Genomic DNA, 17933 nt, shown 5'->3' on the forward strand with positions numbered 1-17933 from the left:
CCTCATATCAGTTTCTCGAAGCCTCGACGGATAATATCCGCCATCAGCCTCCGGCGTTCGCCAAGGAAAGCATCATAGCTCATTTGTTCCCAATCCGGCGGCAGCGCGTGAAGCTCACACATTCGTCGCCAGTCGCCTTCATTGAAGCGGGCCCGTACCTCTGGCACATAAGCAGCGGGCGGATTATCACTGATCTCCAGGTTGTCGGGCCATTCAAGCAGGGCAAAGTTGGCCATTTGATTGATCTGCCGAAGGTCTGTCAGACCCTGCCGCTCCAGCCAGGCGCGCGGGAAGAGATGGTGGCGCTCAAGCGCCTTTCGGCGGGTCTGGATTGCCGGATCGATCAGGTCAGCAACTGTCTTATGAGAGAACAGCACCGGGGCGCCGAGTTTATTCTGTGCAGCCACATAAGCAAAAAGTTCTGGATTGCGGGCCGAGGAGCTATCGAGGTTCATAGGCAGCGAAATGGACCAGAAGTCGCTCGTGAGCTGCCCAGCGATGATGTCATCAAGGATCTGGAGAAACTCTTCTCCGCTCTCCACAGTACGGAACCGGGCAAGGTCGCTGTCCATTACCGTTTCCGGTGAGCTAGTGTAGCGGCCGGTGAGCGATACCGCGAAGAACCAACGCCCAATCGCCTTCTGCAGAAGATGTTCTGGCACCCGGTAACGCACGCGGCCGAGGAGGTAGAAGGCATAGCTAAAGAGCAGCGCGTTCTGAGACGAGATCATCTCGGCGCTCCGGAAGCCGGCACCAATCAGAGCGCTCAGAAACTGATGCCAGTTGGTCAGGTGTAGCACATGCGCCTGAGCTTCCTTCAGCCGGGCGAATTGCTCCTCCCTACGCTCAGCGAGGAAGGCCCCTGTCTCAGGGTCCTTTCCGCGCAGCACTTGATAGACGCTCTTGAGCCGTCCCCGGCCAAAGGCAATGGCTACAGCCACCCGGAGGAGCTGGTCAGGATCCGGCTGGATGAAGTGATTGAAGGGGGACGCAGCGCTGCCCTGCACTGGGGCTATCCGTGAAGCACGGCAGAAGGCTTCCAGATCCGCGCGCCCCTCCTCCCAGAAGACTGAAAGCAGCGTCAGGATGAAGTCGGCCTGGTTGAGTTTTACGCCCTCGCTGTTGATCCGGACGAAGATGTCAGCAACCTGTTCTTCATCGACATCCGAGGCGATCTCCAGCGCGGTGAACGGGTACTTCTGGAGATCGAACAGCCGATCCAGATTGTGCGAGATCAGCTCTTCCTCTTCTTCCGTCAGCGCCTGCTTGGCGGACGCCTGCTCGATAAAGTCGTTCACCAGTTTCCGGCTGGACTTGCCAGACGCCCACATTGTGGAAATGTCAGCGATCCATTCTGGATCCCGGCGGATCGCAGCGTCCGCAACTTCAAACTTTCCATCGCGAGGCCGGAAGGCGATTTCGATGCCGCGCGCCTTGTAGTCCTCATCGATGACACTCCGCCCCCGGAAGACCGCATACAGTGAGGTAAGCCTCTGCTGCCCGTCAACGATAAGCCGGTTGGCCACGGCGCGCGCCTTGGCGTCGGTGCCGATCTGACGCGAGCCGGTGGCGCTGCCATTCTCCCAGAATAGCAGATAGCCGACTGGAAAGCCGCGATACATGGAATCGAACAGATCGCGCACCTTGGCATTCGACCAGACGAAGGGGCGCTGGATGTCGGGCAGGCCAATGTCTCCGACGTCGATGTAGTGCAGCAGGCCACCGAGGTCATAATCCACCCGCTTGAAGCATGTCTTGAGTTCGCTCATGAGGTTGTTCCCGCTATTTATTAGAGCTGCTTACATTTCGACTGGGACTCGGGGAGAGCAAACCGATCAAATGTTTCAGCTCCCGCTCATGCAACCTTGCTTTCATCGAAATGTTCGACCGCGAGATGTCATCCAAATCAAATGTCGTTCCGTCGAAGGTGAACCGGCCATGTGCAAATGCATTTCGTAAATGCCGGAACAACGCTGCGGCTTGGGCTTCACTTCCAACACTTATGTAAGCGAAACTTCCGGTCGACGGACTAAGTCCCTTACGGAGGTTTTCGTGCAGCTCTTTGTTGGAGGCATAAGCCCTGAAGTCGATATTCGCCTTCTTCATATAATCCACCCACTCTGCGCTGGGCGGTTTGGGCCATTCTACCTCCCCTACAGATAGCTCTTTCTCCCAGCGCAGTATAATGCTTGAGTAAATGAAAGCAGACAAACCTGTACCGAGTGTGGGGGTACGCTGATTTTTCCTCAAAGCGACACACCCTCGGCAGTTCGCGCTACTTCCATCTTCAATTCCCCCGAAATCAGGCGCGGCAATAGTAGGTCGCGGGTTTGAGCCAGGGTGCGGGATTCGGCGTTATTCGTGCCTATCAGTTCGACGTTCGCGGAAAGCGCATCACGAAAGGCCGCCAACACGACCTCGGACGGAATAACGATTTCAGTCGCAGCCACGGCGTCCGGCCTGACAGCAGGATAGGCGCCGCCATCTGCCAGGTGATTAAGTCGGTTGATGTTCTCGACACTGGTTGAGGCGCACCAAACAAACACCCTGTCTCTTGCGTTCTTTGGGCGCAAGACAGCGAAACCTGTGCTCCCAGTTAGCCCATCTTCGGCCACATAGCAGAACGAGCCATTCCCGGGACGAACCGTACCAACGATGGTATCACCAGCTCGGAGGATGCGGCGCGCCCGGCTCGGCGCATCGGCCCAAGCGTAATTCTCCACTTTGTCGATGCTCCCCCATTTGGTGTTCGCCAAATCGACGTATGAGACTCGCGCCGGAGCATTTCGCGCGGTCCAGCTTTCGGGGTTCAGTGAGGCGAGGTCATTGAGAGTTCCCGCTGCCCACCCCTCCGGCTTTCCCTCGTCGTCGAGGCGGTCGGGGAATAGGGACCAGAGGTCTTCGGAGAGGTAGGCGGGGCGGCCTTCCATCTTGGCGCGGGTGGGGCCGAAGTCGACGAACCAGTCCCGGAACAAGGCCCGCGCCATCGCCTCCAACGTCTCGTTCATCTTCCGGTTCAGCTCGATCTTGTCATCGAGCGCGCCTAGGGTGTTGGCGATAGCGCGTTGTTCGGGGAGAGGAACCGCCGGAATCTCGAACTTCTCGATCATTCCTTTGGTCAGTGCATTCCGGGTTGCGCCAGATGCCGCCAGCCCAAGCATGTGAGCCTGCATCTCCGGGGAGACCAGGAAGTATCGCAGAAACCGTGGGTCAATTACTTCAGGATTCGGCCGAATGATTGCGACATGCTGGTTCACCCGGGCAGGCAAAACTATCGGATCGACCTGGCACACCCGGGCGACGCTATCGCCTGTGATGTTCAAGAGAACATCGCCGGGCTGAACCTCTACGTTCGATAGTTGGTCAGCTTGATCTTGCGAGATGAACGCGAGCCCGCTAAAGGAAAAACGATCATTCAAGACGTTCTGACTGCGGATGAGGGAGAACGGACCTTCGGCAAGATATGCTTCTTTGCCGCCGCGTGGAGTCGCGCCGCTGCCGATCTTCAGACAGTGATCTCCGAGTCTAAGGCTCGCCGTCACAATCTAACCCCCGCCAGCCGCGCCCGGATCGTCGCCGTCAACTCTTCCGCCTCCGCAAACTGCGCCTCCAGCGTCTCCTGCAGCGCCGCGAACCGCTCCGCAAAAGGCGTATCGTCCTCCTCCGCCACCTCCGCGCCTACGTAGCGGCCGGGCGTCAGCACGTGGCCATTCTCTCGCACCTCTTTGAGGCTGGCGGATTTGCAGAAGCCCGGAACGTCCGTATACCCCTCACCCAGGCGCCAGGCATGGTAGGTGTCCGCGATGCGGGCGATGTCTGCTCCCGAGAACTCCCGCCGTGTACGGTCCACCATGTGGCCGAGCTTGCGGGCATCGATGAAGAGGATTTCACCGCGCCGGTCGCGCAGCTTGCGATCCCGCGCGATGCCATTGGATTTGTCCTTGGCGAGGAACCAGAGGCAGGCGGGGATCTGGGTGGAATAGAAGAGCTGGCCCGGAAGGGCGATCATGCAATCGATCACCTCGCCCTCGATCATCGCCTTGCGCATCTCGCCCTCGCCTGACTGGGTGGACGACATGGAGCCATTGGCGAGAACCACACCGGCCGTGCCCGTGGGCGAGAGGTGATGCAGGATATGCTGGAGCCAGGCAAAGTTGGCATTGCCCGCAGGCGGGATACCGAACTTCCAGCGGGCGTCTTCCTTCAGCCGGTCTCCGCCCCAATCGGAGATGTTGAAAGGCGGGTTGGCGAGGATGAAATCTGCGCGCAGGTCTGACAGCTCGTTCTTGTGAAAGCTGCCCTCTGAGTTCCAGCGGATGTCTGCATCAATGCCGCGCACGGCAAGGTTCATCTTGCAGAGGCGCCAGGTGGTGTAGTTGCTCTCCTGGCCATAGATGGCGATGTCGCCCAGACGCCCGCCATGGGCCTCCACGAACTTCTCAGACTGCACGAACATGCCGCCCGAGCCGCAGCAGGGATCGTACACGCGGCCCTTATAGGGCTCCAGCATCTCCACCATGGTGCGAACCACGGAGCGGGGCGTGTAGAACTCGCCGCCGCGCTTGCCTTCGCTGCCCGCAAACTGGCCCAGGAAGTATTCATAGACGCGGCCGAGGAGATCGCGCGCCTTGTCCTTCCCCTCCCCCAGGGCAATGCCGGAGATGAGGTCGATCAGCTCTCCCAGCATCACGGCGCTGAGCGCGGGGCGGCCATAATCCTTTGGGAGCACGCCCTTGAGGGTGGGGTTGACCTTCTCGATGGCCATCATGGCCTCATCGATCAGGCGGCCGATGGAGGCCTGTTTGGCGTTTGCCTGGAGGTGAGCCCAGCGGGCCTCCGGCGGCACCCAGAAGACGTTCTCGGCGAGGTATTCATCGGGATCCTCCGCGCCGTCCGGGTATTCCTCCAGGAGCTGCTGGCGCTTCTGCTCGAAGCCATCGGAGATGTGCTTCAGGAAGATCAGGCCCAGGGCGACGTGCTTGTAGTCTGACGGCTCCATATTGCCGCGCAGCTTGTCTGCCGCCTTGAAGAGGCTGGCTTCAATGCCAAGGTCTGAGCCGGTGTCCGGTGATGCCATGCGGTGTTTTTCCCGTTCGAATTCTGAATGCTACGTTTCATCAGGTAGGTGAGGCGTCAACCGCAATAACCGGGGGCATTCAATTCTAGCAGACGAAGAATGACGGGCAGCATCAGTCAATCCAATCATCGCTAGAACGTGAAAGAAACGGCCAGCCAATATAAGCTGCCAATCTTTGCGAGATCACGGCTCAGACGCTCCATCTACGGGCTTCTCTGATTGAGGTTCCTGCCGACCCTCGCCCTGGGTCGGCTGAAACGACGCCGGAGGTGCGGGTTCTGCCTCTTGCTGTTCGGAAACCTTTTTTGGTTCGTCATCTTCTACAACGGACGGTGAGGTTGCTCCTGCGTTGTTGTTTGGAATCGCCTTGATCGGCACCAGAGCCACCCACGCCGTGACGAGAAAGGCCAAGGCTACCGAAATTCCGCCAACCCACGAAACCCGCTTAAGGGTTTTCTCGGCATCCAAGCTCGGTTGAATGACCAGCTTCTGGTATTCATCAGGCGACAGGAATCTGTAAATCTGGTTCCGCCACACGTCCCTCAATCCTCGCTGCAAAGCGGCAAACCTGTGTCCTGAGTAAATCACTACGAAGATATAGCCTGTCACAACAAACATCACCGCAAGCACCAAGAGACCGGGTGCGTTCGCCACGATCCTGGCCGCTATAAGACCGATGCCGATGGCCAGCGCAGAGGCCAGCGCGCCAACCACTTGGCGCACGGCATCGGTGATCTTCGCCGTTTCTTCCGTAACTGCCTTCCGGAGATCCGCGAGGGCCTTCAGGTTATCGGCGCTCACTTTTGCGACGGACATGGCGTGAGCAATCTTGGCGCCCTCAAGAGCGTGGCCCAGATTGTCACGCAGGCATTCTAGTGTGTCGGCACCCGCGCTTCCGGTGCGCGCAAACTCTGTCGCGAAAAGCGTGTGGCGATTCTCTGCTTCTCGGTCGAACTCGTAAACCCACCTGACCGCGGCCTGCAGGTTCTCGAAGCCCACACGGCCAATTGTGCCAAAGATGTCTCCGCCAGCTTCCAACTTTGCGAGCGCAAGGCGCGGAGGGCCTCTGAAAACGTATGATCCAGAGACATGATCGATCTCCGTGGCCAGAGCGGGCAGAAGTGCCCGAACGGCATAGCCGACCCAGAGCCGATACCTGCCGTCTTTTTCGTGCCAAGTCGACGGCTCCACGAGAAGCCATTTGCCGATCACACTTGGGACTATCCGGTTTGTTCCGTACTCGCGGACCAGTGTTTGCGGGTTTCGGAAAGATTGCCCGACGCTGATACCGCTCGAAACCTCTTCCTCCGGAATGAACCGCATGCCTTCAACAGCGAAGGCATAATCCAGCCCGACGACTGCAATCTCTACGCCTTCCATATCGCTGAGAAGTATTTCGCCAAATCCCGCATCCGATACCACCAACGCTGCCACGTCCAACCGCGTTGGCTTGACGGCTGTGATGCGAAAAGGCCCAAAACTGTCGTCGAGATCGCCCAACTCAGTCTCATTTTCCGCTCTATCGAATATGCTGGCCTGCCAAGATAGGTCGGCTATCATCCCTGCGAGGACTTGCGCAGACGCTGCTGAAAGCTCCGAAACCTTCAGCACATCAGGCAACTCACTGACCACCGCACCGGCCGTCACCAATTCATCTAGTTTTAATGCGAGCGTTCTCAGAAACGATGCGCTCATCTGTGACCTTCTTTGTACGAATTGTGATTGTCTCACCGCCGGCCTCGGTCTTCTCACGATTGACCATGGCAGTAGCATCGTCCGGATACACAACAACTACGCCTTCCGTAGTGCGCAGCCGCAGCATCGCGGGCTTCTTAATAATCTTTCTATCGGGAGCGAATGCAAGTCCCTCAAGCTTGGCGCTCTTCACCCTGCGGCCGATAGTCCGATCAATCCGTCCGATGGTCTTCTCGTCCTCCGGATTGCCGGCTGCCGCAAGCACAGCGTCCCGGACCGAATCTTCCGTTACCATTATGCGGTCATGTAGATGGGCCTGAGCTCGCCTGAACGCAGCGGCGACATCCTTCTCTGGCAAATCGTCTGCGTGCTCAGTAAGCACCTCGCGAAGCACCTTTACAACTGCCCGACTCAAGTCCTCGTCGCTCCGTGTGCGATTCACCTCCAAGTATTTGGCGAAATAGTCGCCGATGTCTGGTCCGGGCTTGATTCTGTCAGTCGCACAAAGGCCAGACTCCGCTTTACCGTCTACGACCCTTACTAGGGCAGCCTTCTGTATCGAACGCTTCCCAGCAACGAAGGCCTGGACTATGAGCCGCAGCATAGCATCGACATTACCGTCCGTCTGTTCGACTACTTCCTCATAGTCATACTTAATCAGACTAAAGAACTTAATGTTCGGCAGTCCAGCGCTAAGCTCAAAAATGAAAAAAGCGCCCTCCCGGCTAGTACCATCGTGAAAGCGGTTGAACTCCCGCGCGAGAGTCTGGGCGCCCGTCTCGAACGAGAGAGCCCCAGTGGCTATACTTTCGATAGTTCTCTTTGTGCTCGAGGCCGGATCGAAGCCAAAGACAGCTGCAGCGTCACTTTCGCGTATCCGGGCGAGAAAGAAATCTTCATGTTCCACCGAGCGAGCTGGCTGAGGCACGAATTCGGCGCCACTCACGCCGTGCAGCGCCATGTTCACAATCTTCAAAGAACTTAATTCGTCGTCACTCAGAAATCCCACCATCTTCCCCCTTAGATTGTAGGCGTTTTCTGTACTAAATCGTGGCTTTAGGCAACAACCGCGCCGAAACTTACACCCGCACGCGAATGGTCCCCGGAACGAAAAATCTGTGAAACGCTTTCTAACATCAATTTTGGAACAAATATAGAACAAAAAGCTCCTGGCTAAACGATGACACTGATCGTCAGATGATCTGAGGCTTCCCTAAGAAACTGGTTCATATGCGACTAACTCCAACTTGCTCATCGCGCGATATCTTTTTCCCGCCCTGCCCCGTTCCGGGGGCTGTTCGATGGGCGGTTGCCCATCGGCCCGGCTCGGCTCCGGTCCCCACGCTGCCCTGCGGGCCATCGCGGCGCTGCGGGGTCTCCCCGGCAGGGCGGCGCACAGGCGCTTCCCATTGGCGGGGCAAGGGGGTCACCTGTGCGATGCGTTCGCTCATAAATGTCTGAAGGCGGCGCCTGGTTGTTTCAGCTCCACGCGAGACAGGTCAAATCGTGGCGCCGGCATCTCAAAAGCATCAAAGCCTCTGCACACGGCGGGAGGGGCCGGACGTCGCTTATGCCGGGGCGCGGCGGACGCGCACGGGGGGCGGGATTATAAGCGTCTGGATTGTTGCTGTCCTCCGACCTGACCCCGTGCCCGCCCGCCTTTTACGCCCCGCCAGCGCGCCTTTCTCCGCCCCCTCCCGCCTTATGCGGGAAGGCACCCGGGACAGAGAGGAGCACGGATTATGACTGACCCTGTTGAACCAACCCCCGCCGTAGCGGCTGACGCCCCTGCCCGGCCGCGTATTTATGTGGCCTGCCTTGCCGCCTATAACTCCGGCATCCTGCATGGAAGGTGGATTGCTGTTACCACTCCCGATGAAGTGAAAGCGGAAGTGGGCGCCATGCTGAGTGAAAGCCCGGTGCCTCGCGCCGAAGAATGGGCAATCCATGACTATGAAGGGTTCGAGGGCATATGCCTCTCTGAACACGCGTCCTTCGAGACGGTCTGCGAACTGGCCAGCTTTATTGAAGAGCGCGGCAGGCTGGCGGCGAAGCTTTACAGCCATTTTGGCAACGGTCTCACCGAAGCCCGCGCCGCGTTCGAGAACTATGCCGGGCAGTATCAGACGGCAGGCGCGTTCGCCGAAGAGATGATCCGGGAAACCGGGACGGAGATTCCGGCTTCTCTGGAATACTACATCGACTGGCAGGCCCTCGCCCGTGACATGGCGCTGAATGGCGAAATCCTCGTCATCCAGGTCGGCTTTGATGAAGTGCATGTGTTCTGGTGCCGGTGAAGGTATGTGCCCTCGCGTCTCGCGCGGGCACGCCAAGGCGCCTCAGACAGGGGCAGCGCCCTTGCCGTCAATCTGGGCCGTCCACGGACATTCGCGCAGCCCTTCTGCTTCAGTCTGCGTGCCTTGGTGCTCAGTCATTGGACACGCCCTCTTGGCCTTCGGCGGCGCATCAGCAGATCGGCCGGACTGCTGCCCACTGCGGAGACAGCGATGGGGAAGAATGATCACACCCGCCAGCACGGGCCTTCAATGTCCCCAGACCGGCGAACCCGGTTCGTCGCCGAAGCATGAGAACGACAGACAGCGAACCGGGAAAGGTCTGGCGGCTCTTCGGTGTGAAGACCATTTGGGCTCAGCCTCGTTGCGAACCATCAGGGCCGATAGTTTCGATGAGGTCATGGGAGTGGTTTTCCGGGCACCTGCTTTTCTTCCTCTGGCAAGGTCCGCCCGCCCCCTTGTCTCCGTCTCTTGCCGTTTGACCTGGACGACCTCCGCCGTGCCTGAAACCGCCACTTTCGAGGAAATTTCCCCTGCGCCTCACGGCGCATTCCTCGCGGCCCAAATTTCCTCTGCGGGGCGGTGCTCCGCTTTGCTGCGCCCCTGCCGGGTTCAGGCCCGCCGAAGGCCGTCCTCCCGGTCCGGCGTCGACGGGAACAAAGGGTTCCCGGAAGACAAGAGCCAGGAAACGCAAAGGAGATCCCCATGGCAAACGCACTCGGATACGTCACCGAAACCAAGACCGGCTTTGAAGGCACCCTCGCCATGATGAGCCTCTCAGCCCCCCTCATCATCCGGAAGAACGCGGACAAGACCGCTCCGGCCCAGCCCGACTACCGCATCTTCGCAGGCGATACCGAAACCGAGATCGGCGGCGGCTGGATCATGAAGGCGAAATCCAGCGGTAAGGAGTACATCTCCCTGACCCTCGCAGACCCCCAGATCGGGCCGCGCCGGATCTACGCCAACCTCGCCCCGGTCAAAGGCAAGAAGGGCCGCTACGCCCTCCTCTGGAACCCAGGGGAGTGAAAACCGGCCAGCCGCGCCCCGCGCGGCTGGCCCTTCCCGGCTTACGGCAGGCTCAACTGAAGGGAGGATTGGCGCTTTGCACGCCGTGCGGCGCTCCTTAAGATGACGATGATGCGAACCGACCTCGACCACCTCCCCCATGGCAAGCAGCGCGAACTCGCCCGCGTGACGGAAATCCTGTTCGAGGAATTTGCTGACGCCATGGCGGGCGCTTCTTCCCCGACGAAGAAGCAAGGCCGCATCCTCAAGATCATCCTCTTCGGGTCGTATGCACGCGGGACCTGGGTGGACGAGCCCCATACCGCGAAGGGATACCTCAGCGACTATGACCTGCTGATCGTCGTCAACCAACAGAGCGTCGTTGATTTCGCGACCTACTGGTACCGGGCCGAAGACCGGATCATGCGGGAAACCAGCATCAGGACCCCGGTCAATTTCATCGTGCACACGATGGACGAGGTGAACGATGCCCTCCGCCAGGGCCAGTACTTCTTTACCGACATCATCAAAGAGGGCATCGCGCTTTATGACCTCAAGGGCAGCACGCCCTTCGTGACGCCACAGCCGCAGACGGCCGGGGAAGCGCTGACCACTGCAGAAAAGCACTTTGAGGTAAGGTTTCCTCGGATTGAACAGGCCCTTACAGGCGCCAAGTTCTACGTGTCTGTAGGCAACCTGCGTGACGCAGCATTCACATTTCACCAAGCCGTGGAGCGCGCCTATACTTGCCTGCTCCTTGTAGAGACGAATTACTCGCCATCAACGCACAGCATAAAATTCCTACGCTCCCTTGCAGAGCAGATCGACCCGAACCTGATCACAGCTTGGCCGCGTGAGACGAAGCATGACCGGCGGCTGTTTGAATTGCTCAAGCGCGGATACATTGATGCGCGGTATTCAGAGCACTACGCCATCACAGTTGAGGAGCTTGCCTGGCTCGGTGAGCGGGCGGAAGTCCTTCGGGAGCTTGTGGGAAAACGTTCGCAATGCAAAATCGAGCAATTGAGAGATGGCGCGCTATCCAGTGGTTAAGTTCTTCACCGGGAGTGGGCGTTTCTCCAGCATCCAGCAGGAGCGCATCATGTTCTCGCCGAAAGTACAAAGATATCGCAGTTCTTTGTTGTCTGCAGTTGGCGCGAACGAAAATTGAAGGGATCGCTCTTCACTTGGTCAAATTAGGCACAGTGCAGCCACTTGGACGCACCGACCGGCACTTCACGTTAAATCTCGAAGTCAGAAACTCGTGCATGAACCAAGTGAAAGGATACGGCAAAATGCTGCGATCGTAAGAATACCGCACCTGTTTGGCCAGAGTACGCAATTTTTACGCTACCAAGTTAGAAGCCGAGAAACGACTTGGCAGCTGACATGTTAGGAGCGTAGCTTATGTTTGACTGTCCGAAGTCTGACACAAGCGCAGGCTCCAGAACCCCTCCTCCAGTTTGATAGTCTTTTGTATTCGAAGACAGAAAAACTGCTGTGGTTTGCATTCCTGCGGCGCGCAGCGAATCTAGTGCATCCAGATAGGTTTCAACAACAATGCAGTCTTTCGAAGATTCCTTGCCTCTGCGCGCTGGGGCGATGTTTTGATTCATTCGCTTCATCGCGCGGACGGCAATTTCATCCCTAGTAGGCAAGCGCAATTTTTGGTAGTTTCATGCCGTTTCATTGGGTTGCGGAACGCTCCTTACTATCCCTGTATATATTGAATTATTTCACGATTCATGCTCCCTTAGGTTTCATCGCGTTTTTCTTCAAGCAGCGGCCAAATGGGACCCGGGGTCCTTGACCCCCTGTATGAGGCTTGGAGCCGAAATCGGATCGTCTGGGGGTCAGAAGTCCCTCCCGGGGTCCCAAAGGAGGAATATGATGCGACAGAATATGACAGCGCGCTTCGTGGAAACCATCAAACCCAAGTCAGGCGAACGCCTCACCGTTACAGACTCAGTCGTCGAAGGGCTGGAGCTTCGGGTCGGCACGAACGGCTCAAAAATGTGGTCGCTGCGCTACCGGACAAAGGGCGGTAAGCGAAACAGACTTTCCCTTGGACGGTATCCCGCCCTCACACTCGCCGAAGCGCGGGACCGGGCCATCCAGGCGCTCGCGGCTGCTGTCAGTGGCGGTGATCCGGCAGCCGTCAGGAAGACCGAGAAAGCGGAGGCAATCGCGGCAGAACGCACTGTCGAGGATCTCGCTACAGCGTTCTTTGCCTCGCCCGAAGCCGCCCAGCGCACAAAGCAGACAAACATCATGGAATCGGGGGTCTGGCGAAACCACCTCGCTCCGAAACTGGCAAAACGTCCATTGCAGGAACTGAAACGCGGCGAAGTGCGCGCCTGTATCCGGGAGGTCGCCGAAGCCTCCGGGAACAGGACAGCAAATTATACCCATGCTGTCCTGCGACGGATCTATAATTTTGGCATCCGGGAAGAATGGGTCGAGATGAACCCGGCTCAGTTTCCCCAGCTCTATCAACACAGGTCCCGCGACCGCGTCCTGAGTGAAGCTGAAATCCGGCTATTCTGGCAGACCTGGTCGGTGGCAAAGACCGGCGGGAAGCTGGGCGTGTCCGAACCCATCGCGATCGCCCTCCAGCTCTGCCTGGCAACGCTGCAGCGGGCGGGCGAAATCATCGGCATGCACACGGATGAACTGGACTGGACCACCCGGTCCTGGGTGATTGCGTCGGAGCGGTCGAAGAACCGGAGGTCCCATCATGTGCCCCTCTCTCCTCTCAGCCAGCAGCTGATCCGGCGAGCGCTGTCGCTCGCCACAGCGACCGAAGTTCCAAAAGATATCGATAAACCCCTGCCGCGGCTCGTCGCCGATTACCGGGGCCACGTCTTCCCGGCGATCCATGGCAACGGGCCGGTAGATCGTCACGTCGTCACGCGTGCCATGAGCCGGATCCGTGAGAAGCTGAACATCGACAATGCAACCGCCCATGACCTGCGCCGCACAGGCGCAAGCATGATGGCGTCCGAGCGGTGCGGCGTGCGCGGAGAAGTGATCGCCCGCATCCTCAACCACACACCGCTCGGCTCACCGGTCACGCAGATCTATAACCGGTATGACTATGCGGCGGAGAAACGCGCCGCGCTCGAACTCTGGGCTGAAACCCTGCTGAAGATAAGCAGTGTGGCGCAGTCAAAATAGCAAATAAACTGAATGACATCTCAGCCTCGTCCGATGCGGCTAAAGATACACCCCCCACGGCTTCTTGCGGGGATGCGCTTTTCCAGCGCGATCACTAGAAACGTTGTACGATTCTGCAACGGCCTAATCGAGAAGCTTGTCTTTCAGGGCGCTCACATCTATTTCATCTAAACCGTACACGGTCTTTACAAATGATTCGATGGTCCCGTGCTGTCCTTCCAGCTCGGAGAACGTTGCCCTTATATAGTCGGGATGGGACATGAGAAGCGGCTCAACCACCTCCTCAGCGAGCTCGCGCAACATACTTTGCCCGTGCAGCCCGGAGGGGGTCTTGTCGTCGAGGCCAAGCTCCTTTCGGTAATCCACGATCCGGGCCGACAGCGCGTAATCTTCGATGACGAGAGGCTCGGGGACACCCAACAGAGACAGGATGATGGCAGCCAGGACCCCGGTTCTGTCTTTTCCGGCGGCGCAATGAAACAGAAGCGGAAACTCTCCTTCAGCCAGGCATCGCAAGACTGATGCATAAGCCTCAGCATGATCGTAGGGCAGGCGCCTGTAAAGTTTTAGCATTAAATCGGTCACGGCTTCCGGCCGCAGGTCAGGGTCTGTAAACGTGGCGGCCATCGCATCCAGGTTGCCATTGTCGCCCGACTGGAAGCCGGCCTGCCTGACAGGGTTGCCGACCCAGACAGTGGGTAAGGCGTTGCGTTCCTCCGGGGTTCGCAAGTCAAACACGCCTTTCAGCTCCAATCTGTCGATTTTGCGATAGTCAGACTGCGTCAGCTTATTCAGCCCTGCAGAACGGAAAATCTGATATCTCCTAACGGATTTTCCGCAGACGGTAGGATATCCACCAAGATCACGGAAGTTCTGCGCTCCCTGCAGTTTCAGGACGCGGCTGGGAACACTTCCTGCGTAGGGTTTGAATGTACGTATCCACATATCCGCCTTCTATCCGATTTTATCGCATGCTTGGGCCCACCGGAATTCATTGCCGCGCCCCCGCCGACAGAGATCAGCGGATTGCTGACGCTGGTAGAGTTTGCGAAACAAGACCGCGACGTCGCGTTCTCATGAACTCATGATGCGCTGGGCCATGTCCCAGTAAAATGCAGTCATGGCCTTGTACTGGGCGGCAATATCTCCAGGGAGATATCTCGACATGGACCCCATGCAGATCAGAATTTCATAAGCGGCGTGCACCTTATAATAGCTCAGATCGCCGATCGGCTTTCCACCGACATCCGCATACATTGAAAGCCAGTCTGCTTCTGTGGGCGGAGCGACCGGCAGACTTGCCGCATGCGGCCGATGTGGATCCATTGAGACAATCTGAATTGCCAGATCGAGCTCCGCCGCGCCGACCGAACTCAGCTCCCAGTCAAGCATCGCAGAGACACGATTGTTATGCAGCAGATAATTGCCGAGATTGGGGTCTCCATGCATGAGCACAGGCTGTCTGATAACCGGCGCATTTGTCAGCAGCCACTCATGGATCGGAAGCAAGCGCTCATAATCATCGGGCCTGGCCCAGTCCCAAGTCTTGCGCCACCAGTTAATGAATTTCTCCGGCGGCGACCCGCCATGGGCCTCTTTCGAAAAATCCGCCAGGCCGTAAGCGGCGTAGTCGAGACTGTGCACGGCTGCGAGATTGCGAAGAATGTCGAGATAAATTTCACGGCGCTCAGGCTGAGTTGCTTCCACAAGTGGACCACTGGTGAACAATGAGGTTGGAATGGGGGCGCCGGGTGCACACTCCATAAGGAACCCCGATACGCCGAGCATTTCACCGGACGCGTCCAGACCGTAGACGCGGGGTACCTTCACAGGCGCGTTCTGAAGTTTTTCAAGCAGTTTATACTCTGTATCAAGGTCGTACTTGTAGAATATCCGATTGTCCGTCTGGGGATCATACCTCAAAACGAGCTGCTTCTGTTCGGCTCTACCCCGTTTCAGTATCTCGGCGGAAAAAACCAGAATTCCGGAAGATGAACCCGATTTCGCGGCGCCGCCCCCTAGTTCACCCAGCCGAATATCAGCGGAAAAAACGTCTTCCAGAAATCCCTTCAGCCGGGTGGCGTCAATTTTTGCGTAGTTTCCCTTTGCGGCCGCAACGCTTTGATCCAGCGTATTCGATAAATCATTCATAGCTTCCTCCTGAAAAACCGCCGTGTCTGCGAACGGCTTCTGCTTTTAGTTCGCTGGTTTGAGAATTCGATCTGAGATCGCTATCGGATCCACCCCGGATCAAAGCTGCGCTTTGTCAATCCGTCTTCACAATTTGCAAACAGCGTATGAGACACCGCCGCTTCGCCCTGACGCGGATTATCGATCATGTTGAAGTCGCAGACGCCGGCACGCCCGTTCCAGCGCGGGATCGACAGGGCTTCAACACCAGCCGGAGAGGAACCCGGACCTCCGTTGTTGAGGTGTGTGGACGTCACCACCCCGTCGACCGTGTCGACATTGATGCGCAGGGTTTCGCCATTCTCCAGTTTCACAACAGACCACCCGCCGATGACAGAGTAGCCGTCACACAGCGTGGAGCTCACGGTATGGAAATCCCGGATGGTCTGCCGCTCACCCAGGAGCATGACCCAGCCGAACTTGTGCATTTCGCCGCCCTGATCGTGCATGCTTATGAGAGAGTAGGACATGTCCGGTCCGACGGTACCTGCATGCCATCTTGCGGACCGGAACACAGCATGAGGCCGGGCGCCATATCCGTGGTCGCGATACGCAATGCCATTCTCGATATTGATGACCCGGTCACCAAACCGGATGCGGCCCTCGAGCCTGCCCGCGCTTTCAGGATGACCGGAGGTTCCGACGGTTTCTTTCACAGATCCAGAGACGCTCGACAGCTCCTTGCCGTGATTGGGGCCACCCACGAAGGACCAGTCCTGAGACGGGAACCAGTCATAAACCCGGAGATCAACATCAGCATCCTTGTCCCACGCTTCAAACCGGCAATACTTCATGTCAGGAATGGAATACTTCGCGGTGCCTGAGCTGGCCGTTGTTTCAGTCCGGTCCCCGGGCTGAAGCTTGCGATCCAGCAGATGGCGGCGAAAGCGGGTCCCGTCCGGAAGGGCCATACCCCAGTGGGTCTGAGTCGTGCCCTGATTCACATAGGCGCCCGTTCTCAGGAAACCGACGGCTCCGGATATGGGATCACGGAAGACAAGAACCCAAGACTCCTGCCAGTCAGGATGATCGCTCGGTTTATGCGGCAGATCTACTTCGGAATAGAGTGACATAGGCCCTCCCCTTGATTTTGTTATCTCAGGCTACTGATTTCTGTATCAGGCCGGCTTGAATCGGATTGGCAGCTTCTTGGGACCACTGATAAAATTCGACTGCGTCCATTTCGGAGGCCCCGCAAGCTCTATCGATCGGATACGCGGAAGCAGTTCCTCAAACAGTATCCGCATTTCAAGCCGCGCCAGGTGCTGGCCCAGGCAGACATGTGGACCATAGCCAAACGATAGCTGCCGGTTAGGGGAACGATCAATGCGGAAGTGATCCGGATCGTCGAACACGGCCTCATCCCGATTGGCCGACATGTAAGACAGCATTACCCAATCGCCCGCCCCGATCCTCTTGCCGCTGATCGTGTAATCAGACACCGCCGTACGCATGAAATGTTTCACCGGGGTCGTCCAGCGGATGGCTTCCTCCACGAGACCGGGAATGAGGGACGGATCGGACTTGACCGCCCGCAACTGATCGGGCGCCTCCGCCAGGGACCAGATACCCCCGGCAGTGGACGCAGACGTGGTGTCATGGCCCGCAGTGGCGACCAGGACGTAGTAGCTGTTGGCCTCATGTTTTGAGATCGGCTTTCCGTTGATCATCGCATTGGCAATGACCGATGCCACGTCGTCCCGTGGCGCCTGCCTGCGAAGCTCTGTCAACTGATCGAAATAGGCATAGAAATCCCTGAGCACGGAATCGAACACTGTCAGGGCCGTGGCAGGATCTGCCATGGCTCCAGCATCCCTGCTCTTTTCGGGGTCACGCGCTCCAAACAATTGCTGGGTCAGCGCCAGCATCATCCCCTCATCCTTTTCCGGGACACCGAGGATCTCCATGATCACATGCAGCGGATAGTGCAGCGCCACATCATCGACAAAGTCACACGCACCCTCCCGCTCGAGCATTCTATCAACCGCCTGGCGGGCAATTTCCCGGATGCGCCCTTCAAGTTTCCTCAGGCTGCCGGCAACAAACCAGGCCTGTGTCAGCATCCGGTAGGTCCGGTGTTCGCTGCCATCCATGTTCACGACGGACCGCGTCAGATGAGGCGAGCCCTGTTTAGCTTCGATTGCCTCTCTCATATCACGGGGAACAAGAACCGTGGACCGGTCTTCATTGCGGAATATGTCCGCCTGCCGCTCGATCTCAAGGATGTCCGCATGCCTCGTGATCAGCCAGAAAGGGTCAAATCCGGGTGCCTCCACTTTGCGCACAGGATCGTGCGACCTCGCCCATGCCAAAGCCTTATGGATTGGCTCGGGCTCAGCAAAGCTGCGGGGATCGGTAAGCAGGCGAGGCAGGCCGGACTCGGATTCTGCTGACAGAGAGGAATGGGTCATAACACCCTCAAGAAAGTACACATCACAAGCGAACCATTCGGAGGCGCTTGATCCCTGACGAGCGTTCCGCCCTTCAGGGAT

At 58.0% G+C, this 17933-nt stretch carries 14 protein-coding genes; 4 read left to right on the forward strand and 10 right to left on the reverse strand.

Annotated features, from left to right (window positions below; genetic code table 11):
* Nucleotides 1–2 precede the first annotated feature (2 nt).
* The 5 genes from C0456_RS11440 to C0456_RS11460 form a co-directional block, all read right to left on the reverse strand.
* Entirely contained in the window at nt 3–1769 is a 1767-nt protein-coding gene (locus tag C0456_RS11440; RefSeq protein ID WP_291051973.1) for a DUF262 domain-containing protein, read from the reverse strand.
* Nucleotides 1770–2246: 477 nt separating this feature from the next.
* Nucleotides 2247–3542 (reverse strand): restriction endonuclease subunit S, encoded by a 1296-nt coding sequence (locus C0456_RS11445; protein ID WP_291051976.1) that lies wholly within the window; start codon nt 3540–3542, stop codon nt 2247–2249.
* The gene (locus tag C0456_RS11450; protein WP_291051978.1) at nt 3539–5077 is read right to left on the reverse strand and encodes a class I SAM-dependent DNA methyltransferase; all 1539 of its coding nucleotides are present in this window, start codon (nt 5075–5077) and stop codon (nt 3539–3541) included. The genes C0456_RS11445 and C0456_RS11450 overlap by 4 nt, the downstream gene beginning before the upstream one ends.
* Nucleotides 5078–5260: 183 nt before the next feature.
* Nucleotides 5261–6772, reverse strand: a complete 1512-nt coding sequence (locus C0456_RS11455) for a hypothetical protein (protein ID WP_291051981.1) — start codon at nt 6770–6772, stop codon at nt 5261–5263.
* The gene (locus tag C0456_RS11460) at nt 6729–7784 is read right to left on the reverse strand and encodes a hypothetical protein (RefSeq protein WP_291051983.1); all 1056 of its coding nucleotides are present in this window, start codon (nt 7782–7784) and stop codon (nt 6729–6731) included. Before C0456_RS11460 ends, C0456_RS11455 begins: the two co-directional genes overlap by 44 nt.
* 730 nt (nt 7785–8514) lie before the next feature.
* Between C0456_RS11460 and C0456_RS11465 the strand changes: the two genes are divergently transcribed.
* The 3 genes from C0456_RS11465 to C0456_RS11475 all read left to right on the forward strand — a co-directional run bounded on the left by C0456_RS11465 (nt 8515) and on the right by C0456_RS11475 (nt 11127).
* Nucleotides 8515–9069 (forward strand): antirestriction protein ArdA, encoded by a 555-nt coding sequence (locus tag C0456_RS11465; protein ID WP_291051986.1) that lies wholly within the window; start codon nt 8515–8517, stop codon nt 9067–9069.
* A 702-nt stretch (nt 9070–9771) separates the two neighbouring features.
* Entirely contained in the window at nt 9772–10095 is a 324-nt protein-coding gene (locus tag C0456_RS11470) for a DUF736 domain-containing protein (protein WP_291051988.1), read from the forward strand.
* Between the two features lie 102 nt (nt 10096–10197).
* A complete protein-coding gene (locus C0456_RS11475) occupies nt 10198–11127 on the forward strand; it encodes a HEPN domain-containing protein (RefSeq protein ID WP_291051991.1) in 930 nt (309 codons plus the stop codon).
* Nucleotides 11128–11432: 305 nt separating this feature from the next.
* Here C0456_RS11475 and C0456_RS11480 read toward each other — a convergent pair whose 3' ends face one another.
* Complete coding sequence (locus C0456_RS11480; protein ID WP_291051994.1) at nt 11433–11690, reverse strand: hypothetical protein; 258 nt, start codon at nt 11688–11690, stop codon at nt 11433–11435.
* A 274-nt stretch (nt 11691–11964) separates the two neighbouring features.
* Here C0456_RS11480 and C0456_RS11485 point away from each other — a divergent pair, with 274 nt between their 5' ends.
* Complete coding sequence (locus tag C0456_RS11485) at nt 11965–13251, forward strand: site-specific integrase (RefSeq protein WP_291051997.1); 1287 nt, start codon at nt 11965–11967, stop codon at nt 13249–13251.
* Between the two features lie 123 nt (nt 13252–13374).
* On the opposite strand, the gene C0456_RS11490 is transcribed toward C0456_RS11485, so the two are convergent.
* The 4 genes from C0456_RS11490 to C0456_RS11505 form a co-directional block, all read right to left on the reverse strand.
* Nucleotides 13375–14196, reverse strand: a complete 822-nt coding sequence (locus C0456_RS11490) for a tyrosine-protein phosphatase (protein WP_291052000.1) — start codon at nt 14194–14196, stop codon at nt 13375–13377.
* 129 nt (nt 14197–14325) lie between these two features.
* The gene (locus C0456_RS11495; RefSeq protein WP_291052003.1) at nt 14326–15402 is read right to left on the reverse strand and encodes a phosphotransferase family protein; all 1077 of its coding nucleotides are present in this window, start codon (nt 15400–15402) and stop codon (nt 14326–14328) included.
* Nucleotides 15403–15482: 80 nt separating this feature from the next.
* A complete protein-coding gene (locus tag C0456_RS11500; RefSeq protein ID WP_291052007.1) occupies nt 15483–16514 on the reverse strand; it encodes a hypothetical protein in 1032 nt (343 codons plus the stop codon).
* Nucleotides 16515–16559: 45 nt separating this feature from the next.
* Nucleotides 16560–17852: a cytochrome P450 gene (locus tag C0456_RS11505; protein ID WP_291052010.1), complete on the reverse strand. Its 1293-nt coding sequence runs from the start codon at nt 17850–17852 to the stop codon at nt 16560–16562.
* Between the last annotated feature and the right edge of the window lie 81 nt (nt 17853–17933).

The sequence above is a fragment of the Hyphomonas sp. genome, from assembly GCF_013823385.1.
Classification (GTDB): domain Bacteria; phylum Pseudomonadota; class Alphaproteobacteria; order Caulobacterales; family Hyphomonadaceae; genus Hyphomonas.

Coding starts and splice junctions, on each gene's coding strand:
- C0456_RS11440 (WP_291051973.1), bottom strand. CDS start 1,769: ATGAGCGAACTCAAGACATGCTTCAAGCGGGTGGATTATGACCTCGGT.
- C0456_RS11450 (WP_291051978.1), bottom strand. CDS start 5,077: ATGGCATCACCGGACACCGGCTCAGACCTTGGCATTGAAGCCAGCCTC.
- C0456_RS11455 (WP_291051981.1), bottom strand. CDS start 6,772: ATGAGCGCATCGTTTCTGAGAACGCTCGCATTAAAACTAGATGAATTG.
- C0456_RS11460 (WP_291051983.1), bottom strand. CDS start 7,784: ATGGTGGGATTTCTGAGTGACGACGAATTAAGTTCTTTGAAGATTGTG.
- C0456_RS11465 (WP_291051986.1), top strand. CDS start 8,515: ATGACTGACCCTGTTGAACCAACCCCCGCCGTAGCGGCTGACGCCCCT.
- C0456_RS11470 (WP_291051988.1), top strand. CDS start 9,772: ATGGCAAACGCACTCGGATACGTCACCGAAACCAAGACCGGCTTTGAA.
- C0456_RS11475 (WP_291051991.1), top strand. CDS start 10,198: ATGACGATGATGCGAACCGACCTCGACCACCTCCCCCATGGCAAGCAG.
- C0456_RS11480 (WP_291051994.1), bottom strand. CDS start 11,690: ATGAATCAAAACATCGCCCCAGCGCGCAGAGGCAAGGAATCTTCGAAA.
- C0456_RS11485 (WP_291051997.1), top strand. CDS start 11,965: ATGCGACAGAATATGACAGCGCGCTTCGTGGAAACCATCAAACCCAAG.
- C0456_RS11490 (WP_291052000.1), bottom strand. CDS start 14,196: ATGTGGATACGTACATTCAAACCCTACGCAGGAAGTGTTCCCAGCCGC.
- C0456_RS11495 (WP_291052003.1), bottom strand. CDS start 15,402: ATGAATGATTTATCGAATACGCTGGATCAAAGCGTTGCGGCCGCAAAG.
- C0456_RS11500 (WP_291052007.1), bottom strand. CDS start 16,514: ATGTCACTCTATTCCGAAGTAGATCTGCCGCATAAACCGAGCGATCAT.
- C0456_RS11505 (WP_291052010.1), bottom strand. CDS start 17,852: ATGACCCATTCCTCTCTGTCAGCAGAATCCGAGTCCGGCCTGCCTCGC.